The sequence below is a fragment of the Hydrotalea sp. GW822-HT8A01 genome, from assembly GCF_058798575.1.
The window spans coordinates 2457154-2470179 of sequence record NZ_CM179506.1; the positions used below are offsets into that span (position 1 = coordinate 2457154).

A 13026-nucleotide genomic window follows, 5' to 3' on the forward strand; every position below is an offset into this window, starting at 1 on the left:
ATTATGACAGAATTAGCCATACCCAACGACAGAGCAAGATGGTCGTTTTCCGATATATGGGAGAAACACGGAGCGGCAATTATAACAGCATTATGTTTGCTGTTCATTCTATTGGCTTGGTGGGCGGGCAAGCAAAATATGCCTACTGCTGAAATTATCCTCTTTATACTGGCTTACGTTGTTGGTGGTCATCAGAAAGCCATAGAGGGATTGACAACACTTTTTAAAGAAAAAGATTTGGATGTGGATCTCCTGATGGTTGTGGCAGCAATCGGTGCAGCATCCATCGGCTATTGGATGGACGGGGCGATACTGATATTCATTTTTTCACTAAGCGGTACATTGGAAGATTACACAATGGAAAAAACGAACAGGGATATCAGGTCTATTATGAAACTTCGTCCGGAAGAAGCTGTTTTACTCGAAAATGGCGTTGAAAGAAAAATAAAGGTAGAAGCACTTAAAAAGGGGGATGTTATCCTGGTTCGGCCAGGTGATCGTATTTCTGCTGACGGCATCATTACCGGGGGATATTCTGCCATCAATGAAGCGTCCATTACCGGAGAAGGCATTCCGGCAGATAAGAAAAAAGGGGATGAAGTTTATTCTGGAACGATCAACGGGCAGGGTGCATTGGAAATAGAAGTAACCAAACCGTCAGAAGAAACCGTTCTCTCCAAGATCATTCATCTGGTACAGGAAGCAAAAAATGAAAAGCCGCCCAGTCAGCTATTCGTTGAACGCTTTGAAAGCATCTATGCAAAAGTTGTGGTATTGGTCGCTATTTTATTGATGGTGCTCCCTCCGTATTTATTTAACTGGACCTGGAGCGATACGATATATAGGGCAATGATTTTTCTTGTAGTGGCTTCACCCTGTGCGCTCGTGTCGTCTATTATGCCCGCAATTCTTTCCGGTATATCCAATGCTGCACGAAAAGGGGTGCTATTTAAAGGAGGTGTTCATCTTGAAAACATTGGAGGCGTTAAAGTAGTTGCCTTTGATAAAACAGGAACCTTAACCTACGGCAAACCTAAAGTGATAGATATTGTACCTTTTTCGGGAATGAGCACGGATGATTTGCTGCAAATTACCGCTTCAGTAGAAACGCTGTCCGAACACCCCATAGCAAAGGCCATTGTTCGTGAAGCGAAGGATAAGAAACTGGATCTTTCCAAACCAAAGGAACTGCAAGCCATTCATGGTCTGGGTGTTCATGGTATTTTAAATGGTAAAGAATATAAAATCGGTAAAAGGGATCTTCTTAAAGATATAAATATTACTGATGAAGATCAGAAAAGAGCCACCGGTATAGAAGAGCAAGGCAGAACCGTGATTTTTGTTGCTGCCGACGGTCATGCCATAGGTCTGATCTCCGTGGAAGATACGATTCGCCCACAGGCAAGAAAAGTCATTGAAGAATTAAAATCAAAAGGTATTAAAACCGTCCTATTAACCGGTGATACCCAAATAACCGGCAAAGCGATAGGTAAACAGGCCGGCATCAATTTAGTGTATTCAGAACTATTGCCCGATCAAAAGGTGGACGCTGTTAAGAAGCTGGGAGAAAAATACGGCAAGGTGGCAATGGTAGGCGATGGTGTCAATGATGCGCCCGCTTTGGCTACTGCATCGGTCGGTATTGCAATGGGAAGCGGAGGAACGGATGTTGCAATGGAAACCGCAGACATTATCCTGATGGCTGATAATATCGAAAATATTCCATTTGCGATTAATCTTGGTCGCAGGGCCAGCAGTGTTATCAAGCAAAATATCGTGTTCGCCATAGCAGTGGCATTAACACTCATTACGCTCAATTTTATAGGTGAGGGTAAAATAAGCCTGCCTGAAGGAGTTGTTGGTCATGAAGGCAGTACAGTGCTGGTTATTTTAAGTGGATTAAGATTATTGAGATAATGCAGGAGCGATATAATATTGAAGAGTTCAATGAAATTCTCCTGCACCGCAGGAGCATATACCCCTATCAGTATGCAAAGGGCAAAGTCATTCCCGATGCCATCATTTGGCAAATTCTCGAAAATGCAAACAGAGCGCCCAATCATAAGCAAACAGAGCCGTGGCGATTTTGCGTTTTTTCGGGCGGGGGCCTGAAATATTTTGGGCAATTACAGGCTGGTATTTACAGGGAATTTGCAGCAGACAGTTACCAACAGGACAGGTATAAAAAACTTATTGAATATCCGTTAATGTCTTCCCACGTTATCTCTATCGGGATGAAGCGGAGCGGGGCGGATAAACTGCCCGAAATTGAAGAAGTAGAAGCCGTAGCCTGTGCTGTCCAGAATATGTTCCTAACTGTTACCGCTTACGGTTTGGGATGTTATTGGACAACGGCAGGTATCACGTACTTTGAAGAGGCAAAATCCCATTTCGGGTTAGAAAGAGCGGATAAGCTTTTGGGCTTTTTGTATATTGGTTATGTTGAAAAACCGGTGACTGCCATCTCAAAACGGAAGCCGATCGGCAGTAAGGTAAATTGGATTGATAATATAGAAGGAATTAAACCGCCCGACTGACGTAAAGGAAGAATGCGATGCACTTTTAAGCGTCTATTTTTCAATTTATTACCCTTTATTGTCTATCCCGAACCTTTTTTATATATTTGCGAGGATGTTGCGTAAGAACTTAGCCATAGTGTTTTTTGTTATTGCCCAGGTAGTATTACTTGGACACGGCGTTATTTCGCATCATCATCACGAAAAATTCACGGCACACAGCCATAGTCATCAGTCCCACGATACGCACGAAGGCTGCGTGGATTTGGGAAACTTATTTTCCCATATTCAACATACAGGAGAGCAGATAACATTCACTAATGACAGAACAGATGTATCGGTGGCAAAGGAATTGTCCCAACCGTTTAATGCTGTCATTTTTGATTATCGATACCCCATTGAATATATCGTTGCTTATCAGCAGCATACCTTTCCACCGGATAGGAACATAATTCACCAATCACCGCACTATAGCGCCTACTCCCTCCGAGGTCCTCCCTCTTTCATCGTTGCTTAACTTTCACCCTCTGAAAGTTAGAATTTGATTTATGCCCTTCATATCAGGGCAAATAGCTTCTTTTTACAATCAATCTTTAAAAAACGATGAGAAAATCATTCATAATAGCGGCATTCGCTGCCTTTGCTTTTACAGCTTGCAATAACAACGAAAAATCTTCGTCTGACAACAACTCCAATTCTGAACAATCTCCAGCCACTCCTGCGGTTAACCAGGATAGTATTGATAAGGCTCATGGACATTCCCATGACCCGGCAGGTAATCATGCACCAGCGGTGAATCAGGACAGTGTGGGTAAGGCTGCACCTGCTGCAAATCAGGACAGTGTTGACAAAGCTCACGGGCATAAGCATTAATTAATCCCCGGCACATTCTTCTACCACTTATATTTTAGCGTTCTATCGCTATAATATGCCTGTGCGTATTCCTATAAGTAATCCGAAGTTTGTGCCGATTAAATTCAATGTTCTAAATGAGATATATAAAAATAGTTTTATCAATAACCTTGTTATTATTGATAACAGGATCGGTGTATGCCCACGGAGTTGACGGGGATACCCAGGCATTCCTGAGCGGAAATTCGGGAGTAGCTTTTGTGCCGTTTCTTTATATCGGGGCAAAGCACATGCTTACCGGCTATGATCACCTGCTGTTTTTGGTAGGTGTCATCTTTTTCCTGTACCGGCCAAAAGAAGTATTGCTTTATGTGAGTTTTTTCACCATTGGACACAGTATAACCCTTTTGCTGGGAGTGCTGGCAGACATGGCCATCAACGCTTACCTGATTGATGCGATCATTGCATTGTCCATCGTGTATAAAGGCTTCGACAATTTGGGCGGTTTCCAACGCTTTTTGGGCTATCAGCCCAATACCAAAGCAGCGGTTCTGATCTTCGGTCTTTTCCACGGTTTCGGGTTAGCCAGTAAATTACAGGAATTAAATTTTGACAGGACAGGACTTCTGACAAACCTCATCGGCTTTAATATCGGCGTGGAAATAGGTCAGTTTATAGCCTTAGCCCTTGTGCTTTTTATCATCACCAATTGGAGGCGGTCACCAAGTTTCATGAAGTTTTCTACCCTCACCAATACCCTGCTTATGGCAGCAGGTTTTCTATTGTTCGGCTACCAGTTGGTCGGTTATTTTAACTCTTAAAAAAAATCAAAATGGCAGAAATAACGCATCAAATATTAGATAAAAGATCCATAGTCAAGCAGGTAGTTATTGCTTTGGTTGTTGGAGCGGTACTCCTGGTAAGTGCCGTACTTCCGGCAGAATATGGGATAGATCCTTTGGGTATTGGCAAGGCAACAGGATTTAGCAAGTTGTATGTTGGCGATGCTGGTACGGAGACATTGGCTTCGGGACCGCATAAAGTATTGCAACTTGAGAACGTTGGCTCCGGTGCAGATGTACCCAAACCTGCGGCGGCGGATAACCCGGCTCCTGCTACACCGCTTGCAGAGCGTACCGATGAAGTCAGTGTGGTCATACCCGCAGGAAGGGGACTTGAACACAAAGTAAACATGCAAAAATATGGCTCCCTCAAATACGCATGGATTACGGACAAAGGGGAATTGTACTTTGATTTTCACGGAGAGGTTAAGGGCAATAGCAATTATTTTGAAAGCTACACCATTGCTTATTCCAATAACGTGGCAGGCTCTTTCATCGCTCCGTTTGAGGGACCACATGGCTGGTATTTTAAAAATAATTCCAATGAGGATATTACTGTCAAAATAAAATTGAAAGGACAGTATCTCCCTAAACAATAAAATCATAACAACATCATGACATGGTAAATAAAATCATTCATTTTTCAATTAAGAATAAGTTGGTAATAGGTCTGTTTACCCTGGCATTGATATGCTGGGGTACTTATTCCGTTACCAAACTTCCGATAGATGCCACACCTGATATCACGGATAATCAAGTTATAGTCATCACGGTGTCGCCTACATTGGCGGCACAGGAAGTGGAGCAACTGGTAACCTTTCCTGTGGAACAGACAATGGTCAGTATTCCGGGGATCAAGGACATGCGTTCCTTTTCACGTTTCGGACTATCCATTGTTACCATTGTTTTTAACGAAGGGGTAGATATATACTGGGGGCGACAGCAGGTGCAGGAACGCCTGACCATAGCCTCAAAGAATATTCCAGAGGGAGTTGGAACGCCGGAAATGGCCCCTGTTACCACAGGGTTGGGCGAAATATTCCAGTATGTGATCCACCCCAAGAAAGGTTATGAGGATAAGTATGATGCTACTGAACTCAGAACCATCCAGGACTGGATTATCAAACGGCAGTTATTGGGAACACCGGGAGTTGCCGAAGTGAGCGGCTTTGGAGGTTTTGTAAAGCAATATCAAATTGCAGTAGACCCTGATAAGCTGGCAAGTCAGAATATTACCATATCCGATATATTCACAGCACTGGAAAAGAACAACCAGAACACCGGGGGAGCGTATATTGACAAGGGGCCGAACGCTTATTTTATCCGTAGTGAGGGCCTGGTAAAGAACATTGAAGAAATTAAAAACATCGTTGTTAAAAAAGAAGGTGGTGCGCCCGTGTTCATCCGCGATGTTGCCCAGGTGGGTTTTGGCATCGGCCCCCGCTATGGTGCAGCTACCAGGAACGGACAGGGTGAAACGGTTACGGGTATCGTTATGATGCTGAAAGGAGCCAATTCATCAGCAGTTATTTCCAACGTAAAGGCGAAAATCGCTGAAATACAGAAAAGTCTTCCGGAAGGCGTTGAAATAGAACCATTCCTTGACCGCAAAAAACTGGTAGATGGGGCTATTTCAACGGTTTCGACCAATCTTATTGAGGGAGCTTTGATCGTGGTCTTTGTGCTGATTTTATTTCTGGGAAATCTTCGTGGCGGGCTTGTGGTCGCATCGGTCATTCCTTTGGCAATGCTCTTCGCCATCTGTATGATGAACCTGTTTGGTGTTTCCGGTAACCTGATGAGCCTTGGAGCGATTGACTTCGGGATCATTGTCGATGGAACAGTTATCATAGTGGAGGCAGTCATGCACCGAATAACCGGAAGCAGAGCCCGTTATGGTGGGGTGGAAAAACTCACCCAGGACCAGATGGATGAAGAGGTCTATGAAAGCTCACGCAAAATCCGTTCGGCTGCTGCATTCGGCGAAATCATTATCCTTATCGTTTACCTCCCACTGTTGGCATTGGTTGGCGTGGAGGGCAAAATGTTCACGCCAATGGCTCAAACGGTGTCTTTCGCCATTTTAGGAGCCTTTATCCTTTCTTTTACTTATGTTCCTATGATGTCTGCTTTGGTGTTAAGCAAGAAAACCGTGCATAAGCAAAACTTTTCCGACCGGATGATGAAGGCTATACAGAAAGTGTACGCTCCGATCATCAATGGTGCAATGAAGCGCAAACTTCTGGTGGTATCCATTGCGGTTGCACTGTTTGTTATCACGCTCATCACCTTCAACAGAATGGGCGGTGAATTTATCCCGCAGTTGGACGAGGGTGATTTTGCCGTGGAAACAAGGGTTCCCGTTGGAAGTTCGATAAATCAGATGATAAGCGTTTCCCAAAAGGCACAAACCATCTTGCTGAAGAATTATCCCGAAGTGAAACAGGTGGTCAATAAAATAGGTTCCGGTGAAATCCCTACTGATCCCATGCCGATTGAAGCGGGAGATATGATGGTAGTGTTAAAGCCTAAGAAAGAATGGACAAGTGCAGAAACACGGGAAGAGCTTATTGAAAAGATGCAGCAATCCCTGTCTGTTATCCCAAATGCGACGTTCAGCTTCCAGCAGCCCATCCAAATGCGCTTCAACGAACTTTTAACCGGTGCAAAACAGGATGTGGTATTGAAAATTTATGGAGAGAACCTGGATGTATTATCCGATTTGGCTTCTGAAGTGGGTAGGAAAATCAAGTCCATTGAGGGCGTTGAAGACCTGTATGTAGAAGAAATAACCGGTTTGCCACAAATCAACATCAAGTTCAACCGCGATAAGATCGGGCAGTACGGAATGAACGTAGAAGATGTAAACAGTGCTATCTCAGCGGGATTTGCGGGCGAGGTAGCAGGTCTGGTCTATGAGGGAGAGCGCCGGTTTGATCTGGTGGTCAGGCTCGACAGTGCTTCCCGCGTGGATATTACCGATGTACAGAACCTGTTTGTGAGTACACCGGATGGGCAACAAATCCCTTTAAGCGAAGTTGCAGAAATCAGCTTTAAGCCAGGCCCTGTGCAGATACAACGGGATAACGCTAAAAGACGGATCACGGTAGGCTTTAATGTCCGTAACCGCGACGTTAAGAGTATCGTAAAGGATATTCAGGATGTTATTGCTGCCAAGGTAAAAATGCCTGCGGGTTATTATGTGACCTATGGCGGACAGTTCAAAAACCTCGAAGAAGCCAATGCCCGGCTTGCAGTTGCGTTACCCGTAGCCTTGCTGCTGATTTTGGTGCTTTTATATTTCACTTTCCATTCTTTAAAGCAGGGATTGCTGATATTCAGTGCCATCCCATTATCGGCTATCGGTGGCGTGTTCGCATTGCTTATACGGGATATGCCTTTCAGTATATCTGCCGGGGTGGGATTTATCGCGCTCTTTGGAGTTGCCGTCTTGAATGGTATTGTATTGATTGCAGAGTTCAACCGACTGGAGAAAGACGGTATATCGGACATTTATGAGCGGGTGCGTATTGGCACAAGTGTAAGGCTTAGACCCGTGTTGATGACGGCAACGGTGGCCTCATTGGGCTTTCTGCCAATGGCATTATCATCATCATCAGGTGCGGAAGTACAGCGTCCATTGGCAACCGTAGTAATAGGTGGATTGATTACAGCTACGGCGCTGACTTTGGTCGTGTTGCCGGTGCTATACATCTATTTTACCCGTCCTCCTAAAAACAAGAAGATGAAAACCGTACCTGTAACAATTTTACTTTTCGGGTTATTCCTGTTGCCGATGCTCGGCAATGCACAAACCCCAACAAGAGCATTGACCTTGCAGCAATCCATTGATGAAGCCTTGAAGAATAACGCACAGGTAAGAATTGCTAATTACGATATCAATTTACAGCAGGCGCTCAAAAAAGGCAGCGTTACAATGCCCAAGACGGAATTGTCTTATACACAGGGTGTCGTCAGTAATCCCACTATAACGGATAACCTGCTCAATGTCGGACAACGCATAGACTTCCCAACGGTGTACGGCAACCAGTCGAAGCTGGCGCAAGAGAAAATAAAGAGTAGCCAGGCATATAAAGCCGTGACAGAAAATGACCTGGCACGTAGCGTGAAACTGGCGTATGTTCAGTACCAATACGCATTGGAACGAAAAACACTTTTGGTGCAGCTCGATAGTATCTATGTAAAACTAAGCAAGGCCAGCAATTCAAGGTATAGAACAGGGGAATCGACCAGTTTAGAGAACATTACCTCATCGGTTCAGTCCAAGCAGATCCAAAATGAACTTGAAAGAAGTGAGGCCGATATTAAAATCGCCAAACAGCTTCTCCAAACACTTCTCAACACTACGGACGATATTACCATTGCTGATACCGTACTGGTTGCAAAAGAGCTATCGTTGCCGCAGCAAAGTGTTTCGCCTGCGGACAACCCATTGTTAAGCTATCTGCAACAGGAAATTGCGGTAAACCAACGGAATACGGCTTTGGAGAAAAGTAAAATGTTGCCCGACATTATTCTTGGATTTAGCAGTCAAACATACAGAGGGACACAATTCATAGACGGTGCTAAGCGAACTTTTACGGGAAGAGACAGGTTTAACTTTTTTCAGGTTGGAGCAGCCATTCCTTTATTTCCGGGCGGTTACAGATCAAGGGTAAACGCCTCCAGGATCAGTGAGCAGAAGGCAAAGGCAGAAGTGGAACTTACTGCTACGAACCTGAACGGAAAACTGAGAGAGCTGGTGCAGGAGTACACCAAATACCAGAAGTCGCTCACCTATTATCAGCAAGAGGCTTTGCCGCAGGCTGATTTGATTATAAAGAACTCCGATAAAAGTTTCAGGAGCGGTGATATTTCTTATACCCAGTATTTGCAGAACCTCACCCTATCCAGCAATATCCATTCGGAATACCTGGATAACCTGTATAACTATAACCAGATAGTGATTTCAATAGAAGCGATTTTAGGAAACAAGTAATCAAAATTTTTTAAGCAATGACAAAATTATCAATAAAATATTTGCCGCTACTGCTCTTCGCAATGATAGCAGTATCCTCTTGCAAAGACAAAAAGGAGGGCAACACGGAAGGTAAAGAAGTTCCCGAACAGGCGACGACCGACACCGCGGCAAATGGTGTTAAAACCATCACGTTTACAGCCGACCAATTTAAGTTATCCGATATTCAAACAGGGGCAGTCGAAAGCCGCAACCTCAGTAGCATTATAAAAATGACAGGTGTCATCAATGCTAAACCCGGAAGTGTTGCCTCTGTATCAGCGCCTTTAGGCGGATACATTAAAACATCCGGTTTACTACCTGGACAGCAGGTAAGAAAGGGACAGGTATTAGCCACACTGGAAAACCCTGAATTTATTTCTATCCAGCAACAATACTTAGAGAGCATAGGTCGGCTTGAATATTTAGATGAGGAATACAAAAGACAACAGCAACTAAGGGAGGAAGATGTCAACGCTACCAAAACTTTCCAGCAGGTAAGCTCCGACCTGAAAGTAATGAAAGCCAAAATTTCGGGATTGGAACAGCAGATGGCTTTGATAGGGATCAGTAGTTCGGCTTTGAAGAAAAGCAACAGCATTTCAAGAACGGCAAACATATATGCCCCTATATCCGGATATGTAAAAACAAGTAATGTGGACATCGGAAAATATGTAGCATCCACCGATGTACTTTTTGAAATTATGGGAACAAGCGACCTGCATCTTGCATTGAATGCCTTTGAGAAAGATTTAGGTAAGATCCGTATAGGACAATCGGTTAAATTCTCCTTATCCAACGAAAACAAATATGACAGAACAGCAAAGGTATATCTCGTTGGACAGGCTGCTAACGACAATAAGATGATACCTGTGCATTGCCGTTTTACCCAGGAATCCGGCTTACTTCCGGGCATGTATGTAAAGGCATTACTTGAAACCGGTACGGCACAACAGAGCGCAGTTCCATCCGAGGCCCTCGTCCAGTTGGAGGGAACGGACTATATTATTGTTGAGACAAAACAGGAAAAAGGCAACCACACGTTCCAATTAATCCCGGTTTCAAAAGGTGTAGAGCAGACAGGCTATACAGCTATTGAATTGCCATCAACAGTCGATGCAGGGCAGCTCACTGTTGTTGTCAAAAACGCTTATACTATTTTATCCGCAATTAGAAATGCCGAGGAAGAAGAATAAAAGGAAAAGGAGATTTGTACCTCCGCCCCCAAAGAAAGGAGGTATAAATCAAAGGCGTTCGTCAAAAATATTGAAGTACGTTCTGATTGCTCTTGGAATAATTCTGCTTATAGTTTTACTAATAGTATCAGTCGTTATATCAAACATAGGGACAGGACACACTCATTAAAATCCTGATAATATGAATTATTTACAAACTTTTTTTTCCCGGCAATTCTTTTGGGAAATCATACGCATCATTACAGTGGGCATTGCCAGCCTTCTGTATTATTTAGAAATCATACCACTTCCTGTCCTGCTGGCAGCAACGGCTTTTGGTTTATACTCATTACTGAAAACTGCTGTACTGGAACTTATCAGAGAGCGGAAAATCGGGACGGAATTATTTATTTCTATTGCAGTCATTGTATCTGTCATAGGTAAAGAATACCTGGCGGGTTCAGTGGTGTTGATGATCATCCTGATTGCTGAATATATTGCCAGTGCAAGCGGTGAAAGAGCCAGAGCCTCCATCAAGGAACTGATCGGCTCTGTACCACAGACAGCCATTTTAAAAAAAGACGGCAAAGAGCAATCCGTATCCATTGCATCGCTCACGGTAGGTGATGTTTTGGTAGTAAAGGCGGGTGAAAAAATACCCGTTGATGGCAAGGTGCTGGCCGGTTCGGGATCAGTAAACCAGGCCCCCATAACAGGCGAAAGCGTACCCGTGGAAAAAACCTCCGGGATAGATGTTTTTGCGGGTACGATACTGGAGTTAGGTGCTTTGGACGTAGAAATGACCAAAGCGGGAAAGGACACGGTATTTTCAAGGATCATCGCTTTGGTAGAAGAAGCGGAAAGTAGTAAAGCCCCGATTGAAAAATTGACGGATAAGGTAGCCGCATGGCTGATACCATTTGTTTTCCTTTTTGTAATAGGCGTTTACTTAGTTACTAAAGATGTAAAGCTGGTCATTGCCCTGCTTATTTTCACTTCGCCTGCTGAATTAGGGCTGGCTACTCCTTTGGTAACCATTTCAGCCATAGCCAGGGCTGCCAGAGAGGGTATCCTTGTTAAAGGCGGTAAATTCCTGGAAGAACTGGCAAAGATAGAAACCATCGTTTTTGATAAAACCGGCACATTGACCATAGGCAAACCGACTGTTAACCAAATTGAAATATTGGATGATCGATTTACCGAGAGGGACTTGGTGCAGTTGGCGGCTTCAGCCGAAAACCGTTCCAGTCATCCCCTTGCCAACGCGATACTGATGTTTGCGAAAAATCTGGGTGTTTCACTATCGGAGCCTACGGCTTTCGATGTATTCAAAGGAAAAGGTATCAGTTCAGTCATAAACGGCAAAAAGGTATTAATTGGTAATAAAACGCTGATGGACGACCATACGATTCCCGTATCCGTCAATAGTAAGAACCAGACCGATACGGCCATCTACATGGCAGTAGATGGCAGTGCAGCATCGGTGTTTTATGTGTCAGACGCTATACGCCCCGGCGCAAAAGAAATGATTGAGGAATTAAAGAGAAGCGGTGTAAAAAACATCATTATGCTCACAGGCGATAACCAGCAGACCGCCGGGCATGTGTCGCAGCAGTTAGGCATTACGTCATTCAGAGCGGATATGTTGCCCGAAGACAAAATCCGTGCAATACAGGATCTGCAAGCCAATGGCGAAAAGGTGGCGATGGTGGGAGACGGCATTAACGATGCCCCTGCTTTGGTGCAGGCAAATGTGGGCATTTCAATGGGGATGGTGGGTACACAAGCCGCAATGGAAGCTGCTGATATTGTTTTAGTAGAAGATAAGCTGGAGAAAATAGCCAGGTCTAAGGCCATCAGTAAAAAAGCATTCAGGACTATCAAGGAAAACATTATTGGCGGGGTGGGCATTGTTCATGTCGTGGGTATTACACTCGTGCTTCTTGGTGTATTGGGACCTGTGCAGGCTGCCATTATTCACCTGTTACCCGATACATTGGTCTTTTTAAATTCAATTAAGCTTTTAAGAATAAAAATTTAGTTATCGTTTATTTATTCACTTTTAAAAATCAAAAAAAATGAGAAAAATCAGATTGATTGGAATGTCATTAATGCTTGCAATGACGACTTTGGCAGTTAACTCAGCAATGGCTCAACAGACAGGTCACGGCGCTGCTCCTCACGGTGGAAAAATGGTAGATGTTGACAAGTACCATATCGAAATGGTAAAAGGAAACAATCTGCTTTCCTTCTATGTGCTGGATGCCAATGCTAAAACATTAGGTAAGCCCGCCACCGGCTCTGTAGAGTTTGCTTTTGAAAATGGCACAAAATCAACTTCAGATCTTAAAGCGGATAAAAATGGAGCACTAACAGTTGCATTACCTAAAAACGGCATTCATACAAATTGCACCGTTACTATAACTGTTGAGGGCAAGAAATTAGTTGGAAAGTTTAAAAATGAGGTTTCTGCTGCTGACAAAGCACACGGCCATCAGCATTAATTTTTCAATAAACCATTACAGTGATTAATGGCTGTAGTGAAAAACCAATAAGGCTTTGAGGATTATATCTTCAGGGCTTTATTTATCTAAGACAAATACTGTTTGATAATCTATAGCTAA

The 13026-nt window shown here is 43.8% G+C and carries 10 protein-coding genes; all 10 read left to right on the forward strand.

The features are described from left to right. The first annotated feature begins 3 nt into the window (after positions 1-3). Positions 4-1917 carry a heavy metal translocating P-type ATPase gene (locus AC3QLY_RS10935; RefSeq protein WP_298939024.1) on the forward strand — a complete coding sequence of 638 codons (1914 nt, stop codon included), beginning with the start codon at positions 4-6 and terminating at the stop codon, positions 1915-1917. After that, positions 1917-2537 (forward strand): nitroreductase family protein, encoded by a 621-nt coding sequence (locus tag AC3QLY_RS10940; RefSeq protein WP_298939025.1) that lies wholly within the window; start codon positions 1917-1919, stop codon positions 2535-2537. The genes AC3QLY_RS10935 and AC3QLY_RS10940 overlap by 1 nt, the downstream gene beginning before the upstream one ends. A 94-nt stretch (positions 2538-2631) precedes the next feature. Further along, positions 2632-3033, forward strand: coding sequence for a DUF6769 family protein (locus tag AC3QLY_RS10945; protein WP_490337802.1), 402 nt, complete (start codon positions 2632-2634; stop codon positions 3031-3033). 86 nt (positions 3034-3119) lie between these two features. After that, positions 3120-3389 carry a hypothetical protein gene (locus AC3QLY_RS10950; protein ID WP_326991502.1) on the forward strand — a complete coding sequence of 90 codons (270 nt, stop codon included), beginning with the start codon at positions 3120-3122 and terminating at the stop codon, positions 3387-3389. Between the two features lie 116 nt (positions 3390-3505). Then, entirely contained in the window at positions 3506-4189 is a 684-nt protein-coding gene (locus AC3QLY_RS10955; protein ID WP_298939027.1) for a HupE/UreJ family protein, read from the forward strand. 11 nt (positions 4190-4200) lie between these two features. Beyond that, entirely contained in the window at positions 4201-4809 is a 609-nt protein-coding gene (locus AC3QLY_RS10960) for a hypothetical protein (protein ID WP_298939028.1), read from the forward strand. 20 nt (positions 4810-4829) lie between these two features. Then, positions 4830-9209 carry a CusA/CzcA family heavy metal efflux RND transporter gene (locus tag AC3QLY_RS10965; RefSeq protein WP_492989742.1) on the forward strand — a complete coding sequence of 1460 codons (4380 nt, stop codon included), beginning with the start codon at positions 4830-4832 and terminating at the stop codon, positions 9207-9209. Between the two features lie 17 nt (positions 9210-9226). Next, entirely contained in the window at positions 9227-10423 is a 1197-nt protein-coding gene (locus AC3QLY_RS10970) for an efflux RND transporter periplasmic adaptor subunit (RefSeq protein WP_298939030.1), read from the forward strand. Positions 10424-10604: 181 nt separating this feature from the next. Then, positions 10605-12443: a heavy metal translocating P-type ATPase gene (locus AC3QLY_RS10975; RefSeq protein ID WP_326991504.1), complete on the forward strand. Its 1839-nt coding sequence runs from the start codon at positions 10605-10607 to the stop codon at positions 12441-12443. A 37-nt stretch (positions 12444-12480) separates the two neighbouring features. Further along, positions 12481-12906, forward strand: a complete 426-nt coding sequence (locus tag AC3QLY_RS10980) for a hypothetical protein (RefSeq protein ID WP_298939031.1) — start codon at positions 12481-12483, stop codon at positions 12904-12906. Positions 12907-13026: the final 120 nt, after the last annotated feature.

Coding starts and splice junctions, on each gene's coding strand:
- AC3QLY_RS10935 (WP_298939024.1), top strand. CDS start 4: ATGACAGAATTAGCCATACCCAACGACAGAGCAAGATGGTCGTTTTCC.
- AC3QLY_RS10940 (WP_298939025.1), top strand. CDS start 1,917: ATGCAGGAGCGATATAATATTGAAGAGTTCAATGAAATTCTCCTGCAC.
- AC3QLY_RS10945 (WP_490337802.1), top strand. CDS start 2,632: ATGTTGCGTAAGAACTTAGCCATAGTGTTTTTTGTTATTGCCCAGGTA.
- AC3QLY_RS10950 (WP_326991502.1), top strand. CDS start 3,120: ATGAGAAAATCATTCATAATAGCGGCATTCGCTGCCTTTGCTTTTACA.
- AC3QLY_RS10955 (WP_298939027.1), top strand. CDS start 3,506: ATGAGATATATAAAAATAGTTTTATCAATAACCTTGTTATTATTGATA.
- AC3QLY_RS10960 (WP_298939028.1), top strand. CDS start 4,201: ATGGCAGAAATAACGCATCAAATATTAGATAAAAGATCCATAGTCAAG.
- AC3QLY_RS10965 (WP_492989742.1), top strand. CDS start 4,830: ATGGTAAATAAAATCATTCATTTTTCAATTAAGAATAAGTTGGTAATA.
- AC3QLY_RS10970 (WP_298939030.1), top strand. CDS start 9,227: ATGACAAAATTATCAATAAAATATTTGCCGCTACTGCTCTTCGCAATG.
- AC3QLY_RS10975 (WP_326991504.1), top strand. CDS start 10,605: ATGAATTATTTACAAACTTTTTTTTCCCGGCAATTCTTTTGGGAAATC.
- AC3QLY_RS10980 (WP_298939031.1), top strand. CDS start 12,481: ATGAGAAAAATCAGATTGATTGGAATGTCATTAATGCTTGCAATGACG.